The organism is Streptosporangium sandarakinum (genome assembly GCF_013409935.1).
Taxonomy (GTDB): domain Bacteria; phylum Actinomycetota; class Actinomycetes; order Streptosporangiales; family Streptosporangiaceae; genus Streptosporangium; species Streptosporangium nondiastaticum.
The window spans coordinates 277731-302200 of sequence record NZ_JACCCO010000003.1; the positions used below are offsets into that span (position 1 = coordinate 277731).

21 protein-coding genes, 1 other RNA gene and 1 pseudogene are annotated in these 24470 nt (G+C 72.5%); 10 read left to right on the forward strand and 13 right to left on the reverse strand.

The window, feature by feature from the left end:
- The first annotated feature begins 53 nt into the window (after positions 1 to 53).
- Entirely contained in the window at positions 54 to 1562 is a 1509-nt protein-coding gene (locus tag HDA43_RS27755) for an AMP-binding protein (protein WP_179826888.1), read from the forward strand.
- A 118-nt stretch (positions 1563 to 1680) separates the two neighbouring features.
- Here HDA43_RS27755 and HDA43_RS27760 read toward each other — a convergent pair whose 3' ends face one another.
- Together HDA43_RS27760 and HDA43_RS27765 are read right to left on the reverse strand one after the other, a co-directional pair.
- Positions 1681 to 2718, reverse strand: coding sequence for a dipeptidase (locus tag HDA43_RS27760; RefSeq protein WP_179826889.1), 1038 nt, complete (start codon positions 2716 to 2718; stop codon positions 1681 to 1683).
- A gap of 176 nt (positions 2719 to 2894) precedes the next feature.
- Entirely contained in the window at positions 2895 to 4334 is a 1440-nt protein-coding gene (locus HDA43_RS27765; protein WP_179826890.1) for a flavin-containing monooxygenase, read from the reverse strand.
- 135 nt (positions 4335 to 4469) lie between these two features.
- Here HDA43_RS27765 and HDA43_RS27770 point away from each other — a divergent pair, with 135 nt between their 5' ends.
- The 4 genes from HDA43_RS27770 to rnpB all read left to right on the forward strand — a co-directional run bounded on the left by HDA43_RS27770 (position 4470) and on the right by rnpB (position 8056).
- The gene (locus HDA43_RS27770) at positions 4470 to 5306 is read left to right on the forward strand and encodes a Nif3-like dinuclear metal center hexameric protein (RefSeq protein ID WP_179826898.1); all 837 of its coding nucleotides are present in this window, start codon (positions 4470 to 4472) and stop codon (positions 5304 to 5306) included.
- Complete coding sequence (locus tag HDA43_RS27775) at positions 5303 to 6043, forward strand: zinc ribbon domain-containing protein (RefSeq protein WP_179826901.1); 741 nt, start codon at positions 5303 to 5305, stop codon at positions 6041 to 6043. The genes HDA43_RS27770 and HDA43_RS27775 overlap by 4 nt, the downstream gene beginning before the upstream one ends.
- Complete coding sequence (locus HDA43_RS27780) at positions 6040 to 7410, forward strand: bifunctional RNase H/acid phosphatase (RefSeq protein ID WP_179826902.1); 1371 nt, start codon at positions 6040 to 6042, stop codon at positions 7408 to 7410. Before HDA43_RS27775 ends, HDA43_RS27780 begins: the two co-directional genes overlap by 4 nt.
- Positions 7411 to 7660: 250 nt before the next feature.
- An RNA gene (gene rnpB / locus HDA43_RS27785) (RNase P RNA component class A) lies at positions 7661 to 8056 on the forward strand.
- Positions 8057 to 8255: 199 nt separating this feature from the next.
- Here the strand turns inward: rnpB and HDA43_RS27790 are convergent.
- Complete coding sequence (locus tag HDA43_RS27790) at positions 8256 to 8846, reverse strand: hypothetical protein (RefSeq protein WP_179826904.1); 591 nt, start codon at positions 8844 to 8846, stop codon at positions 8256 to 8258.
- A 286-nt stretch (positions 8847 to 9132) separates the two neighbouring features.
- Positions 9133 to 9609: a lamin tail domain-containing protein gene (locus tag HDA43_RS27795; RefSeq protein WP_312873576.1), complete on the reverse strand. Its 477-nt coding sequence runs from the start codon at positions 9607 to 9609 to the stop codon at positions 9133 to 9135.
- Between the two features lie 325 nt (positions 9610 to 9934).
- On the opposite strand from HDA43_RS27795, the gene HDA43_RS27800 reads away from it, so the two are divergent.
- Complete coding sequence (locus HDA43_RS27800) at positions 9935 to 10408, forward strand: hypothetical protein (RefSeq protein ID WP_179826908.1); 474 nt, start codon at positions 9935 to 9937, stop codon at positions 10406 to 10408.
- 63 nt (positions 10409 to 10471) lie between these two features.
- On the opposite strand, the gene HDA43_RS27805 is transcribed toward HDA43_RS27800, so the two are convergent.
- Positions 10472 to 11026 (reverse strand): LuxR C-terminal-related transcriptional regulator, encoded by a 555-nt coding sequence (locus HDA43_RS27805; protein ID WP_179828742.1) that lies wholly within the window; start codon positions 11024 to 11026, stop codon positions 10472 to 10474.
- Positions 11027 to 11289: 263 nt separating this feature from the next.
- Between HDA43_RS27805 and HDA43_RS27810 the strand changes: the two genes are divergently transcribed.
- A complete protein-coding gene (locus HDA43_RS27810; protein ID WP_179826910.1) occupies positions 11290 to 11811 on the forward strand; it encodes a CPBP family glutamic-type intramembrane protease in 522 nt (173 codons plus the stop codon).
- A 44-nt stretch (positions 11812 to 11855) separates the two neighbouring features.
- On the opposite strand, the gene HDA43_RS27815 is transcribed toward HDA43_RS27810, so the two are convergent.
- From HDA43_RS27815 to HDA43_RS27840, 6 genes and pseudogenes are all read right to left on the reverse strand, one after another.
- Positions 11856 to 12779: a hypothetical protein gene (locus HDA43_RS27815; RefSeq protein ID WP_179826912.1), complete on the reverse strand. Its 924-nt coding sequence runs from the start codon at positions 12777 to 12779 to the stop codon at positions 11856 to 11858.
- A 5-nt stretch (positions 12780 to 12784) separates the two neighbouring features.
- A complete protein-coding gene (locus tag HDA43_RS27820; RefSeq protein ID WP_179826914.1) occupies positions 12785 to 15433 on the reverse strand; it encodes a DUF7824 domain-containing protein in 2649 nt (882 codons plus the stop codon).
- A 60-nt stretch (positions 15434 to 15493) separates the two neighbouring features.
- Positions 15494 to 16072 carry a TetR family transcriptional regulator gene (locus HDA43_RS27825; RefSeq protein ID WP_179826916.1) on the reverse strand — a complete coding sequence of 193 codons (579 nt, stop codon included), beginning with the start codon at positions 16070 to 16072 and terminating at the stop codon, positions 15494 to 15496.
- Between the two features lie 58 nt (positions 16073 to 16130).
- Positions 16131 to 16490 carry a DoxX family protein gene (locus HDA43_RS27830; RefSeq protein WP_179826918.1) on the reverse strand — a complete coding sequence of 120 codons (360 nt, stop codon included), beginning with the start codon at positions 16488 to 16490 and terminating at the stop codon, positions 16131 to 16133.
- A 985-nt stretch (positions 16491 to 17475) separates the two neighbouring features.
- Positions 17476 to 17583, reverse strand: a pseudogene (locus HDA43_RS27835) (poly(ethylene terephthalate) hydrolase family protein); the annotation flags it as partial.
- Positions 17580 to 19667, reverse strand: coding sequence for an MMPL family transporter (locus HDA43_RS27840; protein WP_179826920.1), 2088 nt, complete (start codon positions 19665 to 19667; stop codon positions 17580 to 17582). The pseudogene HDA43_RS27835 and the gene HDA43_RS27840, both read right to left, overlap by 4 nt.
- 75 nt (positions 19668 to 19742) lie before the next feature.
- Between HDA43_RS27840 and HDA43_RS27845 the strand changes: the two genes are divergently transcribed.
- Together HDA43_RS27845 and HDA43_RS27850 are read left to right on the forward strand one after the other, a co-directional pair.
- The gene (locus tag HDA43_RS27845; protein WP_179826922.1) at positions 19743 to 20213 is read left to right on the forward strand and encodes a MarR family winged helix-turn-helix transcriptional regulator; all 471 of its coding nucleotides are present in this window, start codon (positions 19743 to 19745) and stop codon (positions 20211 to 20213) included.
- A 448-nt stretch (positions 20214 to 20661) separates the two neighbouring features.
- Positions 20662 to 21687: an alpha/beta fold hydrolase gene (locus HDA43_RS27850; protein WP_179826924.1), complete on the forward strand. Its 1026-nt coding sequence runs from the start codon at positions 20662 to 20664 to the stop codon at positions 21685 to 21687.
- Between the two features lie 513 nt (positions 21688 to 22200).
- Here the strand turns inward: HDA43_RS27850 and HDA43_RS27855 are convergent.
- On the reverse strand, positions 22201 to 23154 hold the full coding sequence (locus tag HDA43_RS27855) for a hypothetical protein (RefSeq protein WP_179826926.1): 954 nt from the start codon (positions 23152 to 23154) through the stop codon (positions 22201 to 22203).
- 117 nt (positions 23155 to 23271) lie between these two features.
- On the opposite strand from HDA43_RS27855, the gene HDA43_RS27860 reads away from it, so the two are divergent.
- Positions 23272 to 23634 carry a hypothetical protein gene (locus HDA43_RS27860; RefSeq protein WP_179826928.1) on the forward strand — a complete coding sequence of 121 codons (363 nt, stop codon included), beginning with the start codon at positions 23272 to 23274 and terminating at the stop codon, positions 23632 to 23634.
- Here HDA43_RS27860 and HDA43_RS27865 read toward each other — a convergent pair.
- On the reverse strand, positions 23590 to 24417 hold the full coding sequence (locus HDA43_RS27865) for a Stf0 family sulfotransferase (RefSeq protein WP_179826930.1): 828 nt from the start codon (positions 24415 to 24417) through the stop codon (positions 23590 to 23592). The genes HDA43_RS27860 and HDA43_RS27865 overlap by 45 nt on opposite strands.
- Positions 24418 to 24470: the final 53 nt, after the last annotated feature.

Sequence of the window (24470 nt, forward strand, 5' to 3'; positions counted from 1 at the left end):
CGTACGCCGGGGCTCCGTCCGCGTCCCACCGGCCGACGGCACCGGGAGGACCCATGCCCGACATCACCGCGCTCCCCGGCTTCTACCGGATCGCGCGCGCCGACCCGGGACGCCGCGCGGTGATCGACGCCGACGGCACGACCACCTCGTACGGCGAACTGCTCGCCCGGGTGAACCAGGTCTCGCACGGCCTGCGCGCCCGCGGCCTCACCCGGGGCGACGTGGTCGCCGGGGTGCTGCCCAACGGCCTGGACCAGGTGGTCATGCTGATGGCCACCGGCCAGATCGGCCTGTACTACGTGCCGGTCAACTGGCACCTGACGGACGCGGAGATCGCCTACATCCTCGCCGACTGCGACGCCCGGGTCGTGGTCGCCGGACCGGGCCGCCCCGTGGCGGGAGCGCTGCCCGGCGCCGCCGCACTGGCGGCCGGGCAGCCGGTGACCGACCCCGCGGACCGGACCGCCGGATCGGTCATGTGGTACACCTCCGGCACCACCGGCTTCCCCAAGGGCGTCCAGCGGCGGCTGTCCGGCGCCGAGCCGGAGGCCGCCGTCCCGGCCGTCACCTGGTTCCTCGGCGAGGTCTGCGACCTGCGGCCGGGCGACGGGACCCACCTGGTGACCTCGCCGATGTACCACTCCGCGCCGTGCGCGCACACCATGTTCGCCCTGCACCTGGGCCACACCCTGGTGATCGCCCCCGGCTTCGACCCGGCCGGGGTGCTGGAGCTGGTGGACCGCCACCGGGTGACCAACTCCATGATGGTGCCGACGATGTTCCACCGGATGCTGCGGCTGCCCGAGGAGGCCCGTCGCTCCTACGACCTGTCGTCGCTGCGGCAGGTGATGCACACCGGCGCGGCCTGCCCGGTGGCGGTCAAGAAGGCCGTCATGGACTGGTGGGGCCCGGTCCTCTACGAGTACTACGGCTCCACCGAGGCGACCATCGCCTTCGCCGTGAAGCCGCACGAATGGCTGGAACGCCCCGGCACGGTCGGCCGCCCCGTCCCCGGGTTCGAGGCGAGGATCCTCGGCCCCGACGGCGAGGAACTGCCGCCGGGGGAACCCGGCATGATCTACGTCAAGTCGGGCCTCGGCCGCTTCGCCTACCGCAAGGACCCGGCCAAGACCGCCGCCGGCATGCGCGGCGAGTGGTACGCGCCCGGCGACATCGGCTTCCTGGACAAGGACGGCTACCTGTTCCTGTGCGACCGCCGTACCGACCTGATCGTCTCCGGCGGGGTGAACATCTACCCGGCGGAGGTCGAGGCCGCGCTGCTGGAGCACCCGGCGGTCGCCGACGTCGCGGTGATCGGCGTGCCCGACGAAGAGTGGGGCCACCGCGTCGCCGCGCTCGTCCAGCCCGCGCCGGGCGCCCGGCCCTCCCCGGAGGAACTGCTGGACCACCTCGGCCCGCGCCTGGCCCGTTTCAAGCACCCCAGGATCTTCGAGTTCCGCGACGAGCTGCCGCGCACCCCCACCGGCAAGCTCTCCCGCTCCCGGCTGCGCGAGGACTACCTCACGGACCGCGCCCCCGGACCCGCGACGGGTCCCGCCTGAGCGGGGTCCTGTCCGAGCGGGGTCCTGTACGAGCCGGGTCCTGAGAGCGCGGGACCGTCTCGGGACCGGGCGGGCCGCCTTCCGGACCCGCCCGGCCTGATCCCGGGATCTCCCGGGATCAGGCCGGGCGGCCCAGCTCCTCGCGGAACAGCCGCAGGACGTTACCGCCGACGATCTTGACGACCTCCTCGTCGGAGAACCCGTGCTTGAGCAGCGCGTCGGTGACCAGCGGCAGGCCGCTCGGCCCGGCCAGCCCCGGGACGGCCGCCCAGGCGTCCACGCCGCTGTAACCGAACCCCTCGCAGCACGGCGGCGTGAGGTCGGTCATGACCTCCCGCATGAAGTCGGGGCCCAGACCCACGTGGTCGAGCCCGCCGACGCTCACCACGTGCTCGATGTGGTCCACCAGCCGGTCCATCGTGTGGTCGGCAGGGTCCTCCGCCAGGAAGGCGGCCAGGAAGTTGACGCACACCACGCCGCCCGTCGCGGCCACGCCGCGGATCTGGTCGTCGGTGAGGTTGCGGTGATGGTCGCGCAGTGCCCGCGCCGCGGAGTGGGTCGCCATCACCGGCCGGGTGGCCAGCTCCAGCACGTGCGCGACCCCGGAGGCGCTCAGGTGCGAGATGTCGAAGATCATGCCCAGCCGCTCCATCTCCCGGACGGCCTCCACCCCGGCCGCGGTGAGCCGGCTGCCGGTGGCGTCCTCACCGCTGCCGTCGGCCAGCGCCGTACGGCCCACGTGCGCGATCGAGGCGACCCGCACGCCCAGCCGGTGCACGGTGGACAGCAGCTCGACGTTCGCGTCCAGACCGGGGGCGCTCTCCAGCGCCAGCACCAGGGCGATCCGGTCCTCGGCGAGCGCGGCGTCGATCTGGGCGCCGTCGGCGCACAGCCGTACCGCGTCGGCGTTGCCCTCGGCGAGGACATGCGCGCACTCGATCATGCGCAGCGTCTGCCGGAGCGCGCCCTCGGGCCGGAACCCGTCGTCCACGAAGACCGGCAGCACCTGCACGTTCACCCCGCCCTCGCGGAGCTGGGGCAGCCAGCGCTCACGGAAGAACGCCGCCCACTGCTTCGGCGGCCGGGCGGTGACGGCCATCAGCAGGTCGTTGTGGGTGTCGGCGACCACGGCGGCGCGGTGGAGGTCAACGGACACGGGCGGGCCCTTCTCACACGGGGTTGCGGTTCGGTTCCCGCGACGTTACCGGCAACCGGCCCTCCTCGCCCGCACGGCCCACCGCGTACGGCCCGGCGGCCACCCCGGGACCGCGGGAGGAGGGCCCGGTCCGGCTTCGGAAGGCCCGTCATCCGCGGCGCGGGGCCGTACGGCCGTCAGCGGGCGAAGCGGAACGCCGACGGCCGGGGCGCCCTGGTGAGCCGCCGGTAGAGGGTGGTCGGGCCGGGCCAGTTGGTGGTGATCCGGCCCGCCGCGTCCTTGTACCAGCTCGTGCAGCCCGCCTGCCACACCATCGAGCCCATGGCCTCCGCGAGGCGCCGCCGCCAGGCGTCCATCGCCGCGGGCCCCACCTCCATCGGCCCCCGCTCCACCAGGTACGGCAGGCAGCCCATGACGTACCGGACCTGGCATTCGATCATGAAGACGATCGAGGTGTGGCCCAGGTTGGTGTTGGGACCGTACAGCAGGAACAGGTTCGGGAAGCGCGGCACCGCGATGCCGAGGTACGCTTCGGCACCGTCCCGCCACTCCTCGGTCAGGCGGCGCCCGCCGCGGCCGACCACCTCGACGGGCGACAGGAAGCCGGTGGCGTCGAAGCCGGTCGCGTAGACGATCACGTCGGACTCGCGGAGCCCACCGGTCGTCTCCACGCCGCCCGGCGTGACGCGGACGATCGGCTCGGTGACGACGTCCACGTCCGGCCGCGTCAGCGCGGGGTAGAACCCGCTGTCGATGACGATCCGCCGGCAGCCGACCGGGTAGTCCGGGGTCAGCCTCGCCCGCAGCGCCGGGTCCGGGACCCGCGCGCGCAGGTGGGCCAGGGCCCGCTCGCGCACCAGCCCGGCGCTCCACCCGCCGGACAGGGCCGGGTGGAGGACGCCCTCGGTATAGCGATAGAGCCACTCCCGGTAGCCGCGCTGCAGGAACGGCACCCGGTGCAGGGCGGTCCGGGCGGCGGGGGCGAAGACGCCGTCGGGCTTGGGGACCACCCAGTTGGGGGTGCGCTGGAAGACGTCCAGGTGCGCCGCGGCCTCGGCCACCGGCGGGATGAGCTGCGCCGCCGACGACCCGCTTCCGATCACCGCGACCCGCCGCCCGGTCAGATCCACCGAGTGGTCCCAGCGGGCGGAGTGGAAGGAGGCGCCCCGGAAGTCGTCCATGCCCGGGATGTCCGGCAGGCGGGGACGGCTGAGCTGCCCCACCGCCGACACCACCACGTCGAACGGTTCCTCCCCGGCGGAGGTCCGCACCCGCCAGCGGCCCAGCGACTCGTCGTAGACGGCGGCCGTGACCTCGGTGTTCAGCCGGACGTGCGGGCGCACGCCGTACCTGTCGGCGCACATCTCCAGGTAGGCGAGGATCTCCGGCTGCCCGGGGTAGCGGCGGGTCCAGCTCGAATACCTCTCGAAGGAGAAGGAGTACAGGTGCGAGGGGACGTCGCACCCGGCCCCCGGGTAGGTGTTGTCCCGCCAGGTGCCCCCGACGCCGGGCCCCCGCTCGAAGACCGTGAACGAGCGGATACCGGCCTCCCGCAGCCGGATGGCCATGCACAGGCCGGCGAACCCGGCCCCGATGATCGCGACAGTCGGCCCCATGCGCCAGCCCTTCCGGATGCCCATGCCCGCCCGCCGGGAGGACCCCGGCGGGGCCGTCCCCCGCTGGAGATCAGCGTCCTGCAAACCGGGCGGCGAAGTAAAGGCCGTCCCGGGCCCGCCCGGTAGTCTGCGCACGTGCCTACCCTTGCTGACGTCGTCGACGAGCTCGAATCGACCTACGACCCCCGCTGGGCCGAGTCCTGGGACGCGGTCGGGCTCGTCTGCGGAGACCCCGCCGCGCCGGTGCGGCGGATCCTGTTCGCCGTGGACCCGGTGCCGGTCGTGGCCGAGGAGGCGCTCGCCTGGGGCGCCGACCTGATCGTCACCCACCACCCCCTCTACCTGCGCGGCACCACCAGCGTGGCGGCCACCACCTTCAAGGGCCGCCTGGTCCACACGCTGATCAGGAACGACATCGCCCTGTTCGCCGCGCACACCAACGCCGACGTCGCCGACCCGGGCGTCTCCGACGCGCTGGCCCGCGCCGTCGGCCTCACCGGCCCGCTCACCCCGCTGGTCCCCGCCGCCGACGACCCCCGCCGCGGCCTCGGCCGGATCGGATCGCCGCCCGCCCCCGTCACCCTGCGCGAGTTCGCCCGGCAGGCGGCGCGGGGCCTGCCCGCCACCGCCGGCGGCCTGCGGATCTCCGGAGACCCCGACCGCGAGGTACGGCGCGTCGCGGTGAGCGGCGGCGCCGGCGACTCCCTCCTCGGCGCGGCCCGCGCCGCCGGGGTGGACGTCTTCCTCACCGCCGACCTGCGGCACCACCCGGCCAGCGAGTTCACCGAGGAGCCCGGGGGACCGGCGCTGATCGACGCGGCCCACTGGGCCACCGAGTGGCCCTGGCTCGCCGACGCGGCGCGCCGCCTGGCATCCGGACTGGCCGCGAAGGGGAATACTGTTGAGACGCGCGTATCCGAGACGGTCACGGACGCCTGGACGACAACAGCAGAGTGCGAGGATCTGAAGTGAAAGCAGCCCCGGCGGCGCAGAAGCGCCTGCTCGACCTGGCCGAACTCGACTCCGTCATCGACCGGCTGGCCCATCGCCGCCGCACCCTGCCCGAGCTGGCCGAGATCGACGACCTGTCGGCCCGCGTGGCCCGGCTCGCCACGCAGGTCATCGCCGCCGAGACCGAGGCCGGTGACCTCGCCCGCGAGCAGACCAAGGCCGAGTCCGACGTCGACTCGGTCCGCGTCCGCGCCGAGCGCGACCAGAAGCGCCTCGACTCCGGCCAGGTGACCTCGCCGAAGGACCTCGCGAGCCTCCAGTCCGAGATCGTCTCCCTGAACCGCCGTCAGAGCGACCTGGAGGAGGTCGTCCTGGAGATCATGGAGCGCCGGGAGGCCGCCGACGAGCAGGTCACCAAGCTCGCCGCCGAGCGCGACCGGCTCGCCGGGCTGCGCGCCGACGCCGAGGACCGCCGGGACGCCGCCTTCGCCGAGATCGACAAGGAGAACACCGAGGTCAAGGGCAAGCGCGGCACCGTCGTCGCCGAGATCCCCGCCGACCTGCTCGCCCTCTACGAGAAGCTGCGCGAGCAGTTCGGGGTGGGCGCCGCCATGCTGCAGGGCACCCGCTGCCTGGGCTGCCGCACCAGCCTGTCCATCGCGGAGATCAACCGCATCAAGGCCGCCTCCCACGACGAGGTCCTCCGCTGCGAGGAGTGCCGCCGCATCCTGGTCCGCACCCCCGAGTCGGGCCTGTGACCTCCTTCGTCGTCGAGGCCGACGGCGGTTCCCGGGGCAACCCGGGCCCCGCCGGATACGGCGCCGTCGTCAAGGACGCCTCGGACGGCCAGGTGCTGGCCGAGACCGCCGAGGCGATCGGCACCCAGACCAACAACGTCGCCGAGTACCGCGGGCTGATCGCCGGCCTGCGGTCGCTCCTGGCCATCGCCGGCGACGGCGCCGCAGTCGAGGTCCGGATGGACTCCAAGCTGGTCATCGAGCAGATGGCCGGCCGCTGGAAGATCAAGAACGAGGGGCTGCGGCCGCTCGCCTCGGAGGCCGCCGGGCTGGCCCGGCGGCTGCGGGTCACCTGGCGGTGGATCCCCCGGGAGAAGAACAAGGACGCCGACCGGCTGGCGAACGAGGCCATGGACGCGGCGGCCAAGGGCCGCCCGTGGCGCCTCGCCGGCGCGTCGCCCGCCGCCCCGGCCCCCGCTCCGGCCCCCGGGGGTCCGGCCGCCTCCGGGCCGTCGTCAGGTCGGGCCGCCGGTTCGGCCCCCGCCGGCCCGGCCGCCTCCGGTGGGCCCGCCGCGGGGTTCCGTGAGACCGCTTCCCGGGAGACCGGCTCGGCTTCCGCGGCCCCGGCCACCGTCCAGGACTCCCTGCTCGACCTCATCGGTGAGGAAGAGACCGTGGCGCCGGCCCCGTACGGCCCGGCGAGCGGGACGGACCCCGAGACGACCGCGGCGACCGGATCCGGCGTCGGCACCGGCTGGCGCCCGCCCACCACCGTGGCGACCTCGCTGCTGCTGCTCCGGCACGGCGAGACCCCGTTCTCCGCCGAGCGCCGCTTCTCCGGCGTCGGCGACCCCGAGCTCACCTCCGCCGGCATCGCCCAGGCCGAGGCCGCCGCCGCCAGGCTGTCGCGCCCGCCGTACGGGATCCAGGTGGTGGTCAGCTCGCCGCTCAAGCGCGCCCGCGCCACCGCCGAGATCGTCGCGGCCATGCTCGGGCTGGAGGTCGAGGTCGAGGAGGGGCTCAGGGAGGTCGACTTCGGCGACTGGGAGGGCCACACCTTCACCGAGATCCAGCGCCGCTGGCCGGACGAGCTCGCCGCGTGGCTGGCGGACCCGTCCGCCGCGCCGCCGGGCGGGGAGAGTTTCGAGGCGGCGGCGCGGCGGGTCCAGACGACCGGGGACCGGCTCGTCGAGCGCTACGAGGGCAGGACGGTCCTCGCCGTCTCCCACGTCACGCCGATCAAGATGCTGCTGCGGTTCGCGCTGGAGGCTCCCCCCTCCGCGCTGTACCGCATGCACCTCGACCTGGCCGCGCTGTCCCTGATCGAGTACTACGCCGACGGGCCCGCGGTGGTGAAGGCGTTCAACGACACCTCCCACCTCCGCTGAGACCCTTCGGTTCACGGACGTCCACCGGACGGGCGTCCGTTCGCGCTGAGATCACGCTCCGGACGCCCGTCCGTCCTTGAAGCCTGCGCTCCGGACGTCCGTACAGGCTGGGGGCCGTGATGTGCCGTACGTCCGTCCGGAGCGCGGGCGGCTCCCTCCTCGGCGCCGCCCGCGCTCCACATTCGACCGGAGACGACTTGTCGCCCGGTTGGAGATCGGTTGGGAGCCGATAAGCTTGCAACACGGCGGACGAGCCGGCCGGGCGGCCGCGTCGGGTCCCTTCGGGGCCCGCCGAGGAAGGTCCGGGCTCCACAGGGCAGGGTGGTCGGTAACGCCGACCCGGGGTGACCCGCGGGACAGTGCCACAGAAAACAGACCGCCCCTCCCTCGCGGGAGGGGTAAGGGTGAAACGGTGGTGTAAGAGACCACCAGCGCCCACGGCGACGTGGGCGGCTTGGTAAACCCCACCTGGAGCAAGGTCAAGAAGGGACGCTCTCCGGAGCGTTCCGCGCGCGACGTTCGAGGGCTGCCCGCCCGAGCCGCGCGGGTAGACCGCTTGAGGCCGCCGGCAACGACGGCCCTAGATGGATGGTCGCCCCTTCACGTCAGTGAAGGACAAAACCCGGCCTACAGGCCGACTCGTCCGCCTTTCCTGCCCCTGACCTGCGGCGGCACCCTCACTCGGGAGGATCGAACCCTTGAGGGGGCACGATGAGTGGACCGGGGCCCGCCGCTGCATGGGCCTGGACATCCTCGTCGAATGCCGGATGCACCTGTTTGCCGGCGACACACCGTCCCGCAATCCGATTCCGCAGACACTCACCGCTTGACCTGTAGAAACAGGATCACGCGAAGGCCGGCTCATACACCACTTCGCCGGACGTGACCCCGTCTGGGAGCAGCAGGTGCTCGCGTTCGGTCTCGGTGACGGCTCCGCCCTGTCGGCGGGCTCTGCGGATCTCCCAGCGGAATCCGCCGTTCACTCGGTGCTGATCGAGGAAGGCAAGCTCAGCGCCGGAGACGGCCAAGCCGCTGCATCGCGTGACGGGATTCGGTGTGATGCTCCGGACGCCGTCAGCGTCGATCTCGATCAGTGGAAAGTCGGTGTAGGGGCACGCGTGGACCACGTCGCGGCCGACATTCAGCGCATGGCAGTCGCACCAGACGACACCTGGAGTGTGGGACGGCGCCATCCAGGGCGGGCCGCCGTCGTTGTTCCAGCGCGCCAGACCGATCATGAAACCGTAGGAGCGGGTGCCGTCCGGGTTGGGGAACCAGTAGCTCGACTCGTCGAAGTAGCTGGTCCAGACGTTGCCTTGGGCATCCGTTTCCGCACGCGAGCCGGGGCCGGCTGAAGATCGCCATCCTGGATCGCCGACCTCTACGACGTCCGCCGGCGGCACAGTGCCGCCGACAGGCTGTCGCCGATCGTCCACGAGCAACAAGCCCTGGCCGCGCGAGCCGTCACCGGGGCGAGGCTTCGTAGAAGCCGTCACCGCATAACGGGGTCTCCACGTTTTCAGGGGATGGCGCTTACAGCCCCCGAATTCGATGCACGCGATCAATGGTCGCCGCTTTGACCTGCACGGATGAGTTATCGGCACCCACAGATCCCGGTCCCCGGAACGAGACGTCGCAACGGCGCGAGAGGTTGGTATGCGCGCCAGGGCGAACAGAGGAAAGCCCTCGCCCGTGGCGGGCGAGGGCTCTCGCGTTGTACGGCTACAGGCAGTTGACCGACGCGGCCCGAGAGTTGTTGTACGAGCAGGAGTCGATGAGCTTTCCGGATGGGTTGCGGATGTATCCGGTGTCCGCGGTCTGGTTCCAGATGTAAGCGAACGTCCCTCCGGACCGACCCCAGTAGCGGGTGGTCGAGGTGTTCGTACCCTTGCCGGTTCGCACCGTGACCGTCTTACCGGCGCCGAGGGTGAACGTGCCGAACGTGTAGACGTGATCCGGCGCGGACGTCTTATCGCGGAGGGTCCACCCCTTGAGGTCGATCGCCTTCCGGGTGGTGTTCTTGAGCTGCGCCCACTCGCCGTTCAGGCTGCTGTTCGCCCCGTTGTCCGGTGACCCGGGCGAGTTGTAGTAGATCTTCACGAACTGGACCGCGGGGAGCGCGGCGGCCTGCGCCGGAACAACGGGGACGAACGCCACGGCCAAAGCGGCGGCGGCCAGAGCCAGGGAGAGAGAGCGCACCGATGGATCCTTCAGCATGTGAGATATGCGGCAAATGTGAGACGTCTGTCCTGCGGTGCGGGTTGGCAGGTGAATTCGGTTCTCTTGGCGCGCCAGGGCATGACGACGCCCCCGCCGGATCGAGGAGCGAGGGCGTTGACGCAGGTCCGGTACGGGTCCGTGCGGTTCGCGAGGCCTCACACTCCATGTCGTCGAACACCGAGCCGGGACCTGCCATTGGCTCGTGATGAAGTGGCCGCGGGTGAGGTCACGACCGTGTGGTGCATCCAGAGCCGGCTCCGGCGTACCTGCCGAGTGAATGTACGACTGCACTAGGCTGCCGATCATGAAGCGCTCGACGATCGCGGTGCTCGTGGCCATCTGCGTGGGGGGCGGCGCTGTTCTGGTCGCTCCCATCGCTTTCCTGGTGTTGTTCTATGGGTGCAACGCCGACGATGACCGGCTCGCCGCCTCCCTGGCCACGCTCAGCGTCCTCGACGCTCATCCGGCGAACGCGACACCGCTGAAGGGGCGCGGCAGCTCTTGTGACAACGACGACCGGATCACGACCGTCGGGCAGACCTACCGTCCCTCGGGCCCGCGAGCCGAGGTGCTGTCCTTCTACCGAGACGCCGCGATCAGGGATGGGTGGACGCCCCCTCCGGAGGATGACGGGGAAGGGGTGGGCTGCTTCACCAAGACCGTCGGCGGGAGGGAGGTTGAGCTCTCGGTGTGGTTCCTGGACGAGATGGGGGAGAAGTACGGCGACGACTACGACGTGGACGTGACCTCTTCCCTGGACGGCGGAGGCTGGTGTTGACGCCGGGATGGTTCTCTTCCCGGACCCATAACACAACGGCACGCGGGCGGTGGGAACCGGTCGTCACGGTGAGGGCCGGTGGGTCCGCTGGAGGTGCAGGGCGAGCTGTGTGCGGTCACGGAGGCCGTATTTGCGGAGCAGGCTCGTGACGTGGTTCTTCACCGTGCCCTCGGTGATGAGCAGCCGGTCGGCGATCTGCCTGTTCGTGGCTCCGGTCGAGATCAGTCCGGCCACCTGGGCCTCCCTGACCGACAATCCCTCCCGATCAGGCGGCGCATCGGTCAGCGCCCGCGTGGCGGGGCGGCGGATCTCGGCGACCAGCCGGGCGGCCACCGGGGAGGCCAGCACCGTCTCGCCGCGGGCGGCCCGCCGGATGGCGTCGACCAGTTCCGCCGGCGTGCAGTCCTTGAGCAGGTAGCCGACGGCGCCGGCCCGCAACGCGCCGAAGATGTAGTCATCTTCGTCGAACGTGCTGAGCACGACCGAGGCCACCGCCGGATACCGGGCCGACAGCAGGGTGATGAGCTCGACGCCGTTCATCCTCGGCATCCGGGCGTCCACCAGCACCACGTTGACGCCGAACACCACGATCCGCGCGATCGAGGGGCCAGAGGACATGCCGACGCGTGCGGCGTAGGCGAGCGCGGTGGCGGCGAGCACCACCCAGAACACGACGCTCAGCAGCGGCGGTGGACCGGCGTCACGCGGCTGGACCTGGGAAGACGGCCCGGGACACCGGGCACCCGACGACGCGGCACGGATAAGACCCTAGTTTCCCGCGGCGCCGGTGTGATCCCCCCACAGACCCATGACGAACGTCATGGCAGGCTCCTCCCGCGGACCGATGCCGGACGGCGGCCCGCTCCCTAACGTGGCCGTCCATGAGACCCACCCATCCCGTCTGGGCCGTCCTGATCACCATCGTCGCCATGCTCGCACAGGTGATCATCGGAACCGCCCCCGTGGTGCTGCTCCTCGACCGCGACAACGTCCTCTACCGGCCCCTCGGCATGATCGGCATCACGCTGGCCTCGCTCGGACTGGTCTACCTCATCCGCCGTCTCGGTCGACAACCGTGGCGGGGCGTGGGTCTGACGGGATCCTGGCGGGCCCCGCTGCACCTGCTGCTGGGCGTGGTCCAGGCGACCGCGCTCGGCTTCGCCTGCGCGGCCGCGCGGGCCCGTACCGGGGCGCTGTGGGCGGCGGTCGGCGTGCACACCGGCTCGCACCTCGCCAACATGCTGCTGCCCACCAGGGACATCGCCTACGGTGTGCAACTCGTCATCGTGACCGGCACGCTTTGCGTCACCGGGCTGCTCATCCTGTCCGGCCGCCGGCGAGACGGTACGGCGGCCACCGACGGGACCGCACGGACGACGGCTCCGTCCCTCTTCCGGCGGTGACGGAGCGCCAGGCCAGGAGATCAGGCCGGAAGCGTCGCCACGGATCAGAAGCCGATCAGCTCCGGCGCCTGGGCGACGGACCGCAGCATGCCGGGCAGGACGGTGCGCAGCTCGCCGAGCGTCTCGGGCGGCAGGTCGAGACGGACCTCGAAGACGGTCTCGGTCTCCAGCAGGTCGGCCGCCTCAAGCGTCAGCTCCAGCCGGAGCGTCGTGTCGTCCAGCGTGATGGAGCGCACCCCCTCGTTGGTGCCGCGCATGTCTTGGCGGGCCACCCAGTAACCCTCCTGGTAGGACGTCACCAGAAGGTGCTCGGCACCGGGGTCGTCGGCCTGTTCCGCCAGGTAGATCAGGCATCGGCTGTGTTCCTGGTCATGACCGAAGGCGCGGGCGGTCATGGTCGTGGCCGGCCGGTAGGCCAGCTCCCCGGTGATCGGCGGCGGAGTCTGCGGCCGGCGGTCACCGGAATGGCCGCGCCACCGGTCGTAGCGGTCGCCGTACGCGGTGGGCAGGCCGAGGGGAGCCGCGGTCGGCAGCGCGGCCAGCAGCCAGCCGGGCGGCTCCTCGCGGGGGAAGACGGTCAGCTCCGCCAGCGCCGCCATCGGCGGCACGTCCGCGAACGGCGGCGCGGAGGAGTCGACGCGGCCGGTGTACCCCCTGCCACCGGGGGAGAACTCCAGCTCACAGGTGAACCAGGTGCCGGCGCCGACCTGGTAGGACAGCTCGCGCAGGCACCGGAACGGCTCCTCCATGCCCTGGAACGGCTCCGCCGCGCCCTCGACGGTGATCTCGTGGCCGTCGCGGGTGACGGTGGTCACCGCGTGCGAACCGACCTGGGCATGGCGTACGGCCAGCCGCGACCAGCCCGGTGCGGCGGCGGCACGGGCGAGATCGCCGATCTCCATCCGCCTGGCGTGGGCCTCGTCGTTCCGGGAGCGCCAGTTCTTGTTCCTCTTGATCCGCTCGGACATCATGATCAACCTTCCTGGCCGGTGCCGGTGCCGGTGCCGGTGCCGGTGCCGACGCTGTTCGTGTCCGCCGTCCCGGGTGCGCCGCCGGTGAGCCGGTCGTGCAGCCGGCGGACCTCGCGGAGCCACTCGCTGTTCCCCTTGCGGGCCGCCGTGTCGCGCACCTCGGGGATCTCACCACGGGCGCCGCACCACTCGGCGGCCGTGGCGGCGAGTGTTACGAAGCGGGCCAGGCCGTTGCGCGGGCGCTCGCCCGGCGCGGGCAGCAGCGTGGGCAGTGCCGCGGCGGCGATCCGCCACACGTGCGCGTGGGCGCCCCGCCCGGCCGCGGCGTCGAGCGCGGCGACCATGTCGATCATCCTGACCTCGCCGCTGGCCAGCAGGAGCCCCACCTGGCGGCCGACCTCGGCCGCGGGCAGCTCGTCGCGCGCGGCGACCTCCAGCAGCACGTCGACCGACTCGGGTGTCCCCGGTTCGCCCAGGACACAGGCGAGCATCGTCGAGAACGCCGCTCCGGCCGGCCCCTCGGCTCGCGCGAGATGGCGGATCTGCCCCAGCCTGAGGGAGGGGTCGTTCCAGGAGCGTCTGAGCGCGTACGGCATGAGGTGGGCGGCGGCGACCTCGCGGTGCGCGGGCAGCGTCGAGGGCCACCATTCGAGGTGCTCGGCGTCGGCCGAGTGCCTGGGGACGCCGAGCATCATGTCGACCAGCGGCAGGCCGACGGGTACGGCGGTGGCCGTGGGCACCAGACGTATGTAGTGGGAGTGGCTCCGGTCGTGCCAGTCGTGGTCGCCGTCGCCGCCGTTCCCGCAGATCCACTCCAGCTCGGTCCCGACCTGCGGGCAGGTCCACGCGGCGAGGATCCGGCCCGCCGCGGACGTCAGGCGGGCCGCCCGCTCCGCCGCCTCGGGATCCGGGGTGCGCGGCAGGCGCAGCAGCGCCTGCTGGAGGTCGGCGGCCAGCGGCTTGGCCCCGGCGGCCTCGATGACCTCCAGCCGCCGGACCAGCTCGGCCGCCGCCACGTGCCCCGTGGTGTGCGTGGGCGTGGCCAGCAGCAGCGGCGGGAGGGCGTCCTCCTCGACGGCCCGCAGGACCTCGGCCGCGCGGTGCAGCAGGAGCCGGTGCGGGGCGGCGAGGTTCCCCTTCGGCATGAAACGCCGCCAGGCGTGCGGGGTGGGCGCGGTCGCGGTCAGGGAGCGGACGGCGCCTCGGAGCCACTGGTCGGCATGCTCCCAGGGCTCCCGCCGGTAGTCCCAGTCGGCCCACGGCTGGGCGAGCGTTTCGCGCAGTCCGGAGAGCATCGCCGCCGCCGTGCCCACCCGGTCGCGGTGGGTGAGCGCGACGAGGCCGGCGAGCGACCGCTCCCAGGCCTGCCAGGAATGCGGCCCCTCCTGCCGCATCAGCAGGTCGAGCTCCTCGACGGACTCGACCGGGGGTTCGAGGGCCCGGGAGCGTTCGGGCGCGGCGGGCAGCGGCGGCGGGGTGAACGCGGGTTCGGCCTCGGCGACCGTGCCGCCCGCGAACACCGCGGCGGCCCGGTGCCCGAGGTGGGGCGGGAGCAGCTCGACGGCCTCGCCCACGATGGCGCGACCCTCCTCGCTCATGCCGCCCGCGTGGGCGAGGGCCAACTCGACGGCCTTCTCCCGGAGCTCGGCGAAGTCGGTGGCGAACGCGCGGGCCAGTGGCGCGGCGACCACATCGGCCAGCGCGGGTGCGCGCCGTACGGAGCGGTCGAGCCATGACAGCCCGGCGCGCACCAGCTTGCGCTCGGGGCGGAACAGCAGCGACTCCCACGCCTCGGCGAGGTCGTCGGCGGTGAGGCCGTCGCAGGCGCGCAGCCGTCCGGCGGCCAGCTCGGCGACCGGACCGGGGGAGGCGGGCAGCAGGCACAGGTAGTCACGGGCGCGGGGCGCCGTCTCGGCGGGCGAGGGATCGAGCGCCTCGTGCAGGCGGACGAAGAACCGCAGATCGATCGCCGTACCACCGAGCAGGAAGCGGCGCACGCAGCCGTCGATCAGCTCCTCGCGCTTCACCCGGCCCGCGTCCGCGAGGGTCGTCAGCGCGCCCAGCCAGCCCTGGCGCGGATCCTTCTCCCACTGGAGCACCCGGCCCACGCCCGCGGCCTCGAACAGGCGGGGCAGCAGGTGGTCGAGCAGCGGGTCGGCACCGAGATCCGAGGGGACGCGGTCCGCCCAGCCGGCCACCAGCGGGTCATGCGGCGGCGGCTCGATGCCGGTCTGGCGGAGCAGGGCCAGGGCGAGTGCCATGCCGCGGTCGTCGGAGGCGCGCAGGCGCAGCACGAGCCGCTCGGCCAGGTCGGCACGCCAGGCGGCGGGCCGGTCGGCGAGCACCGCCAGGACGAGATCCACGTCGTTGTCGAGGCCGGCCCACCGCGGCGCGAAGTCGCGCCGGTACAGCCAGGCCGCCACGGCCGCCGCGCCGCCGATGGTCGCGGCACCCGTCACCCGCAGCGCGGGGCCATAGTCGACCAGGCCGTCGTCCCAGCGGTCGAACCGGCCCCGCAACTCCTTCAGCAGCTCCGGCAGCCGGGCGGCGACCTCCTTGCGGCCCTCGCCGTCCAGTGTCCTGACCTTCTCCGCGAGCCGGTCGGCCTGCCGTCTCTCGATCAGCTTCCTGATCTCGCCCCAGTGATCCATGGCGGGGAACCTAACCAGCCGCACCGACACTTTCGGCCGGTACGGAGATCGTGGTGACGATTACGCGGGGACCGCTTCGCCGGAATCGTCCGGGACGAGGGGCAGGAGAAGCTCGTAGAGGTCGCGGAGCCGGTCGGGGCCGACGGGAGGGAAGACGACGGTCGCGCCGACCGCGAGCAGGTAGGGCAGAAGGGCCGCGGTACGGGCCTCCTCGTCACCGGCGGCGGCCGGGCGCCACACCCGCTGGAGCGCGGCCAGTCGCGCCTCGTCGAGGCGGGTCTGTACGGCGCGCACGTCCGCGTCCCAGGTCGCCCACGCCCGCAGCGCGGTCTCGACCTCGGGCCGGTAGAGGCCGGTGTCGTCGGAGCCGACGAGCTTCGTCAGCCGCGCGAGGACCGTACGGGGACCGGCCGATTCGCCCACCTCGGAGATGGCGTTTTCCAGCGCTTCAACCGAAAGGCGCTCGAAGTGGGCGAGAAGCTCTTTCTTGTACCCGTCGGCGCCGTCGAAGTGATGGTGGAACGACCCCTTCGACAGGTTGAGCCGGGCGGCGATCCGGTCGATCCGAATCCCTGCCGCACCCTCTTCCGCGAGGACTTTCAGGCCCTCGTCCAGCCACCGGTCTCGTGCCGTGCTCACCCGGCGAACGTACCACAGGGTATGGAACGGCCCGTGCCCGCCGAGGCGCTCACGAGCGTCATGTCAGGAAGCCGTGGACGCCGGTGGCGACGCAGATCAGCAGCATGCCGGTGGCGTTGAGGAAGAGGTTGCGGCCGAAGTCCCGGGCCGCGATGTGGATCGTGATGGCGACGACGAAGTAGAGCACGAGGGCGGCACAGGTGACGGCGCCGAGATACGGCAGCCAGATGCCGAGGATCAGACCGGCCGCCGCGGCGAACTTCAGCGGCGGCAGTATCCACCAGTGACGTCGCGGCCAGTTCACGCCCTCAAGGCATCGGGCGATGAACGGGACGGGCTTGACGCACATGACGGCGTCCCCGGCCTGAATGAACGCCAGAAGGACGACCGGCCAGACGGGGTCGGGCAATGCGGACATGTCTCTCCTCGGAAGAGATCGCTGGGCGTACCATACGGTATGGTATGCCCAACGATCAATGCTTGCTCTGCCGCCAACAGAGATTTGATTCGCCCTGTCGCGGTTGGCGTGGTCGCTCGGTCGATGGTTCGCCGGGCCGGGCTCTCCGGCGAACGCCCGTCAGTGGTTCTTCTGGCTCACCGCGTCGAACGGTTCATGCGGAGTCTGAGTGGTCACCGAGTGAATCGCCCAGGACTCCAGGCGGGTGAGGTCGGTTCAGGAGGTGATCCGGGTATGAACGTCGTCCGGTACGGTGAGGCCGCGGGCGGCCATCACCAGCAGGATCAGCCTGGTTGCCTCTTCCGTCCTGCCCTCGGCCCTGCCTTCCGCCTTGCCCTCTGCTCTCGGGCCTGCCTTTCTCCGCACCTTCGCGGAGGCCGCCCAGGAGGCCACGGCCGTAGTGCGTACGGGCGAAAGGACTGTGGACGGGCCAGTGGGGGAACTCCTCAAGTCGTGGCGTACGGAGCCGCTCCGCCCTACCGCGCTCCCACTGCGAACGGGCGGTGGTGAGCAGGTTCATGGGACGCGTTCGTGCGGGCACGGAGAAGCCGCCGAACGCCGTCCTCGCCTCAGTGCTGAAGGAGTGGGCGGTCAGGCGGCTCTGACCGCCGCGCCCACGGAAGCGCCGGCGGCCACAGTGGTGGCCGCCGGCGCGGGGTCGTTCGCCGCTCAGGCGTGCGGGCAGGTGTCGCGGTACTCCTCGATCGACAGGCTCCGGGGGGCCGGGCACGGGAACTGCTCTTGACGTCCTCCCCTGCCAGGCCGCCGAGAACGCGGGCAGCTTGGAGTCCAGCGCGGGCGGCCGGCCCTTCGCCGTCCTGGTGCCCCACGCCTGGTGGGCCGAGCTGCAAGACCAGGAAGGTCAGGACACGCTCGCGCCCTGGCGGGCACTCCCGCGCGGGCCTTCACCCCCGGCCTGAAGGCCGGAGCACTGGCCCGCATTTCGGTAGCGGGTGTCGTCGTCGATGAAGCGCTTCATCCACGAGATCATGTACTTGGCCATCGTGGTGTTCGGGGTCTGCGGGAAGAAGTGCGAGGCGCCGTTGAGCTTCATGCTCTCGCCGGTTCCGGGGACGCCGGCCGTACCTCGGCCCGGCTCAGGCGGCCGGGCCACCAGGCCCGCGGGCCCAGGTCCCGCACCAGCGCCGGGACCAGCAGGGACCGTACCACCAGGGTGTCGAGCAGTACGCCGAAGGCGACGATGAAGGCCAGCTGCGCCAGGAACGCCAGCGGGATCACCACCAGCGCGGCGAAGGTGGCGGCGAGCACGACGCCCGCCGAGGTGATCACACCGCCGGTGGTGACCAGCCCGCGCAGCACGCCCTCCCGGGCCCCGTGGCGCGCGGTCTCCTCGCGCACCCTGGACATGAGGAAGATGTTGTAGTCCACGCCCAGCGCGACCAGGAAGACGAAGCCGTACAGCGGCACCGACGCGTCGCTGCCGGTGAACCCGAGAATGTGCGTGAAGACCAGCGTGGAGACGCCGAGGGTGGCGAGGAAGTTCAGCGCCACCGTGACCACCAGGAGCACGGGCGTCACCAGCGACCGCAGCAGGAAGACCAGGATGAGCAGGATGATCGCCAGGACGACCGGGACGATGAGCAGCGTGTCGCTCCGCGCGGTCTCCGTCGTGTCGTACCGCTGGGCGCTGTACCCGCCGACCATGACGCCGTCCTCGGCGTCGAGCGCGGCGCGCAGCCGCTTCACCGTGCCCTGGGCGGCGTCGCCGTCCGGCGCGTCGCGCAGCGTCGCCTCGACCAGGACGCGCCCGTCGACGACCTTGGGGTCACCGCCCGGCCGGCCGCTCCGGGACACCGGTTCGGCGCCGGAGACGCCCTCGACGCCGCGGGCCTTCTCCGCCACGGCCGCGGCGCGCCCGGCGGGGGCGACGATGACCGCGGGCTGCCCCGAGCCGCCGGGGAAGTGTTCGCTCAGCGTCGCCTGCGCCGCCACCGACGGCGCGTCGTTCACGAAGGTCTCGTCCAGCGGGACGCCCCGGGCGTTGAAGCGCGGCGAGAAGAGGGCCAGGACGACGAGGGGCAGCAGGGTCGCGATCCACAGCCGGCGCGGATGACGGCCGACCAGCGCGGCCACCCGGCCCCAGATCCCGCGGTTCCCTGCGTCGGCCGGGCGCGGCTTGGCCGGCCACAGCGCGGCGCGGCCCAGCAGGACGAGGACGGCGGGCAGGAAGGTGAGCGCGCTGAGCGCGGCGCACGCGATGCCGATGGCGCCCACCGGGCCGAGCGCGCGGTTGTTGGTCAGGCTGCTGAGCAGCAGCGCGAGCAGCCCCAGGGCCACGGTGGCGGCGCTGGCGACGATCGGCTCGAACGAGCGGCGCAGCGCGACGCGGCCCGCGGCGAAGCGGTCGCCGGTCGCGGCCAGCTCCTCCCGGAAGCGGGCGGTCAACAGCAGCGCGTAGTCGGTGGCCGCGCCGATGACCAGGATGAACAGGATGCCCTGCACTTGGCCGTCGACCCGGACGATGTCGCGGTCGGCCAGGAAGTACACCACGGCGCAGGCCAGTCCCAGGGCGAACACCGCGCCGATGATGATGACGAACGGCAGCAGCACGCTCCGGTACACCGCCAGCAGGATGACCAGTACGGTGACCAGCGCCACCCCGAGCAGCAGGCCGTCGATCCCGGCGAAGGCGTCGGACAGGTCGGCCCGGGTGGCCGCCGGTCCGGCGAGCCGGGCCTGTAGACCGTCGACCGCCACCGCCGAACCGATCCGGTCCAGGGCCTCCCCGAGTGAGTCCTCGACGGCGGGGCTGAGCTGGACCACGCCCTGCAACGCCTGGCCGTCCTCCGATCCGATGGCGGGCGAGGGCGTTCCGGCGACGCCCTCCGTGCCGCGCAGCGCGGCGAGCTTCCGTGTCGCCTCGGCGCTCTGCTCGGAGGTGACGGCCTTGCCGTCCGCGGTCCACACCACGATGAGCGGTTGCGTCTCACCTTCGCGGAACCTCTCCTGAACCTCCAGCACGCGTGTCGACTCCGCGCTCTGGGGCAGGAAGGCGGCCTGGTCGTTGGTGGACACCTCGGTGAGCTTGCCGGCGAATGGCCCCAGCCCTCCGCCGACGGCCAGCCAGACCAGCACCAGCAGCGCCGGGACGAGCCAGCGGATCTGTTTCCGTGCCATGGGGCCGCCTCTCTGTGACGCCTTATAACTCAATAATCAAGATACTCAATAATTGAGTTAATGTAGCATGGCGGCATGAACGGCGCTGGTGAAGGGGGCATCGACCGGCTGGCCTTCGCGGTACGGCTGCGCAGGATGACCGCGGAGTTCAATCGCATCGCCCACGAGTTCGCCGGCGAACACGGGCTGCATCCCACCGACGTCCAGGCGCTCATCAAGATCTTCGACGCCCCGGAGCCGATCACTCCCGGCCGGCTGCGGGAGGAGCTGAACCTCACCTCGGGCGCGGTCACCGCCTGCCTCGACCGGCTGGAGCGGGCCGGGCACATCCGCCGGGTCCGCGACGCGCACGACCGGCGCGTGGTCCACCTGCACTACCTCGACGCGGCCAGGGAACTGGCCGGGGCCTTCTTCCGCCCGCTCGGCCGCAGTACGGACAACACCCTGCGGCGGTTCAGCCCGGAGGAACTGCGCACCGTGGCCGCCTTTCTCGACGCCATGAACGAGGAACTCGACGCGCTGCGCGCCGCGCCGGGCTCCACCTGACACCTCCGGGCGAACCTGTCCGGCCTCGGCTCCGGTGACGCCCCGGCACTGACGTCTTCGGGCGCGGGGGCCGGGACGGTTGCGACCGGCCGGCCTTTCCACCGATCTTTCCGTGGGCCTTCCCACCGGCCTTTCCGTCCCCGCGGGCGCCCGCCGTCCGACGCCGGCGGCATCGGACGGAAAGGAACCGCGCCTACTCCCGGGGCCGTAGACCGCCGGGCCTGTCCATCCCACGGCGTACGGGCGGAATCTCCCCGGGCGGGACGCCCGCGACCCGGCGGCCGGACGACCATTGCGGTCCACGAGAAACCAGCCGAATCTCCCGGGGGACCGCGCCGCCGGCCGTACGGACGCGCGGGGACGGCAGGGCCGATCCTCCACCGGCGGCCCGGCCGCCCGGGAGCGGCACGGCCGGATCGACCGGCCCGGACACCGAAGGGACGCCGAAGTGACGCGGAGACGAAGGATCGTCAGGATCGCCGGCAGGATGCTCGCCGTACTGGCCGGGGTGCCGGTCGTGGGGGCCGCGGCGCTGCTCCTCTGGGACGGCGGCATCGACGCCGGTCCGCGCCGGGAGCTCGTCCCCGGCGTCCGGATCGATCTGCGGACGGCCGCGACGCGGCTCGGCCCGGTCGAGTACGACCTGTACGGCTCGCGAGGCCCCGTGCTCCTGTCCGTCCACGCCGGGCTCGGCGGAGCCGACCAGGGACGGCTGTTCGCGAGCTGGCTGCAGGACGACGGCCTCCGCATCCTGAGTCCCTCGCGGCCGGGCTACCTCGGCACCCCGCTGGAAAGCGGCCGGACGAACGAGGAACAGGCCGACCTGCTCGCCGCGCTGCTGGACGAGCTCGGCATCGACCGGGTCGGGGTCCTCGCGATCTCGGCCGGGAGCCCGGTCGGCTACACCTTCGCCGCGCGCCACCCGGACCGCGTCTGGGCGCTGGTCTCCGTCGGCGGGGTGAGCGGGCCGCAGCCCGGCGGGTCCCCCTCACCGCTGCGGCGGACCTTCCTGAACACCGTCGGCCAGAAACTCGTCCGGCTGACGGAGAAGATCTCACTCAGTACCGTCGTCGAGGGAACACTGGACGAGACCAGTACCTTCGACAGCAGGCGGCGGGCGGAGCGCGTCTCCTACATCATGGGCACGCCGCGCGCGCGGACGTTCTTCGAGGCGATGTTCGACACGACGTTCCCCTACCCGAAACGCTGGCCGGGCACGGACAACGACGCGGCGCAGGCCCGGCGAGCGGACCCGCCCCTGGAGCGGGTCAAGGCCCCGGCGCTGCTGATCCACGGCACGCAGGACGGCGACGTGCCCTTCGCGCACGCGGAGTCAGCAGCCAGGCGGATACCCGGCGCGGAGCTGTACCGGATGGAGCGCGACGACCACCTGGGCTTCTGGCTCGGCCCGTCGGCGACCCGGGCACAGGCGGCGGCGAGGACGTTCCTGCGGCGGCACGCGCCCAACGGCTGAGGACCTGCCCGGCTCCCACGAGCGAAGCGACGAAGGACGGGATGACGGTGATCAGCGAGCGTCCCACCTGACCGATCGGCAGCCGGCCGGAAGACGCCCGCTCTCCCATGATCATCGAGTCATGACGACACACCCGACGGCAGAAGGGTTCCGAGCCGAGCCCGGAGACCGACCGGCGGGCGTATACGCGAGCCTGATCGTGGAACCTTCACACGCCTCCTGCGGCATCACCACACGCCCCTGTTCGGCTTCCTCTCATTTCTTTTGACTGCGGCGGCCGTGCTCGCCCAGCACCCCGATCGCCTGGAGGCCGGCGCCCCTGACCGCATGCATGCCCCCGACCGACCGGCTGACCAGCGTGCAGGCGGGGGCCGCAACCCCAGGGTCTTCACCGCCTGCCCTACGAGGCCGGCGTACGGACGGCTCTCGGACGCCCGCAGGTGCTCGCGGTCGATGACCGGGCGCGGGTCCGCTCCAGGACGCGGGCGACATGGGGTCGCACCCGCGCGCTCGTCATCCGGAGCCCTCCTGATCACCGGCGGGCGGCGGGGCGAGCCGTATCACCTGGTCGCGCACGGAGCCGTCGAGGTCCGCCTGGAGCAGCCCGTTGTCGACTCCGGGGACGCAGCCCATGGAGATCGAGACGTCCGCGGGCGGTCCGTCCGGATAGCCGAACATGAGTCGGAACTCGCGGTCGTCCGTGCCTTCGCCCCCCTGGCACATGTTGTCACTCGGCCGGGTGTCAAGGGAGTTCAGCGCCGCGGCCAGTCCACGGGCGGCCTGCCCGCCGTGCTCCCGCCGAGGGGGCCTTCCGGAACCTGTGATCCGGCCGCAGACCACGACCGAGACGGCCCCCTCGGGCACCATCCGCTCGTCCTGGTCCCGGCGGCCGGCGAAGTCCCGGCAGGGGTCGTCGGGACGGACGGGCTTCCAGACGCCCGTCCGGTAGGCGGCGGTGACGCCGGGCCCGACGTACGAGCGGGTGCCGACCGTGCCGTTCGTGGTCGTCACGCAGGAGTTGACCTCCTCGGCGCTGCCCACCCACAGCGCCCGGCCGTCGGGATAGGCGAATCGGATGAGGTAGTTCGTCATCGGCCCGCCGATCAGTGTGCACGGACCGCCGCGGGGTGAATCGGTCACCGGGAGGTACGCGAGGTCCCGGGCCATGACCCCGGCCTGGTCCGTCAGGGTCCGGGTGCCGGCCAGCCGCTCACCGCCCGGGTGTCCGTTGTCCCCGGGATAGGCGCAGATCAACGCCTGGACCGGTGAGCCGGGCACGAGGACCTCGTCGGCTCCGTCGATGCCGGCGGCGGCGGGCACCCACCCGCCGATGCCCTCGCCGTCCCACCGCTGCGGGCACGAGGCCGGCACCGGCGGCCCTCCGCTCACCGATCGCGCGATCTGTACGGTCACCGCGCACGCCACGATCGCGGCGAGGGCGGCACCGATCCACCGGAGGGGTCTCATGACGCTGAGACGTCCCGGCCGCCCGATCGGTTCGACCGGGCGGCGCGGAGAAGACCACGCGGGATCTTCACAGGGGCTCCCCGGCGCCACCACACGCCCCTGCTTGGCTTCCCTCCCATGGGACGGGAACGGGACATGGGACGGCGGCTCGCGCCGGTGCCGGTCAGAACGGGGACGACGGGGGAGGACCGGGCGGACCGCGCGGCCTTCCTCACGGTGATGTCACTGCCGGCGCTGGCGCTCGCGGACTGGCTCGTCCTGACGACCGTCATCCGCGACGCCCAGTGCGAGCGATACCAGCGCGGCGGCGGCATGGGCTGCGGCGGCTCGCCCGCGATGGAGGAGGCGTTCACCACCGGGATACTGCTGACGTTCCCCGCCCTGGCGGTCCAGCTGTGGCTGGCCGGGTTCGTGATCCGGTGGCTCCGGAACGGGTCACGTCCGCCCCTCGGGCGGGCGCGCTTCCGCCGTGGGAACTGACCCGGCACGACCGCCGTGGGGCGCCTGTTCCGCCCGGTACCGGGCCATCCAGTCCCGGTTCAGCTCGTCGGCCTGCCGCCGGTGCCGGGCGGCGATCGCCCGATCCGGCGGCGCCTCCACCCCGAGGAAGCCGAGGACGCGGCGCGTCGCGCCGGTCACGTCCTCGGCGAGGTCCTCGTAGCGCACCCGGTACGGCCGGACCCCGGCGGAGGAGAACCACGCCTCCCACGCCGCGTTGTGATCCTCGATCGTCCGGACGAAGCGGGTGATCTCCTCGGCGTCGTAGCGGGGCTCGTGCCCGTCGCCGTCGTCGTTGCCGCTGATCTCACCGTCGCCGCCGATGAACCAGGTCCGCGTCTGCTCCGCCCGCAGCCAGGACACCGCCTGGGCCAGCGTGTCGTCCCGCCGCAGGCAGACGAAGGCCGTACGGCCGAACGCCCGCTCCAGCAAGGCCAGGTCGCCTCCGGTGACGCCCGGATGGACCGTTCTGAGCTTGGCGAGCAGCGGGCCGAGGGCTCCCCACATGAGCTTCGCCCCGAAGACCCCGTTGCCGCTCCGGCCCGCGGCGAGCGCCGCCCGGACGTAGCCGGCGTGGTCGTACCCGCCGCCGGCCGTACGGCGCACCCCCCACCGCTCGGCCCACAGCGGCTCGTCGGGTTCCCGGAAGTACGCCTGCGGACGACCGGCGACACCCGTGGAGCCGAGCAGGCCGAGCAGCAGGGAGGAACCGGTCCGGGGCGTGGCGCATACGAAGTAGGAGTCGAAACGGGCAACGTGGTCCATCGCCATGACGACACGTAACCGCACGCCCCGGCGACCCGCAAACCGATTTTCCG

Coding starts and splice junctions, on each gene's coding strand:
- HDA43_RS27820 (WP_179826914.1), bottom strand. CDS start 15,433: ATGGATCACTGGGGCGAGATCAGGAAGCTGATCGAGAGACGGCAGGCC.
- HDA43_RS27865 (WP_179826930.1), bottom strand. CDS start 24,417: ATGGACCACGTTGCCCGTTTCGACTCCTACTTCGTATGCGCCACGCCC.
- HDA43_RS27765 (WP_179826890.1), bottom strand. CDS start 4,334: ATGGGGCCGACTGTCGCGATCATCGGGGCCGGGTTCGCCGGCCTGTGC.
- HDA43_RS27810 (WP_179826910.1), top strand. CDS start 11,290: ATGAGACCCACCCATCCCGTCTGGGCCGTCCTGATCACCATCGTCGCC.
- HDA43_RS27860 (WP_179826928.1), top strand. CDS start 23,272: ATGGGACGGGAACGGGACATGGGACGGCGGCTCGCGCCGGTGCCGGTC.
- HDA43_RS27840 (WP_179826920.1), bottom strand. CDS start 19,667: ATGGCACGGAAACAGATCCGCTGGCTCGTCCCGGCGCTGCTGGTGCTG.
- HDA43_RS27815 (WP_179826912.1), bottom strand. CDS start 12,779: ATGTCCGAGCGGATCAAGAGGAACAAGAACTGGCGCTCCCGGAACGAC.
- HDA43_RS27805 (WP_179828742.1), bottom strand. CDS start 11,026: ATGTCCTCTGGCCCCTCGATCGCGCGGATCGTGGTGTTCGGCGTCAAC.
- HDA43_RS27755 (WP_179826888.1), top strand. CDS start 54: ATGCCCGACATCACCGCGCTCCCCGGCTTCTACCGGATCGCGCGCGCC.
- HDA43_RS27800 (WP_179826908.1), top strand. CDS start 9,935: ATGAAGCGCTCGACGATCGCGGTGCTCGTGGCCATCTGCGTGGGGGGC.
- HDA43_RS27845 (WP_179826922.1), top strand. CDS start 19,743: ATGAACGGCGCTGGTGAAGGGGGCATCGACCGGCTGGCCTTCGCGGTA.
- HDA43_RS27830 (WP_179826918.1), bottom strand. CDS start 16,490: ATGTCCGCATTGCCCGACCCCGTCTGGCCGGTCGTCCTTCTGGCGTTC.
- HDA43_RS27855 (WP_179826926.1), bottom strand. CDS start 23,154: ATGAGACCCCTCCGGTGGATCGGTGCCGCCCTCGCCGCGATCGTGGCG.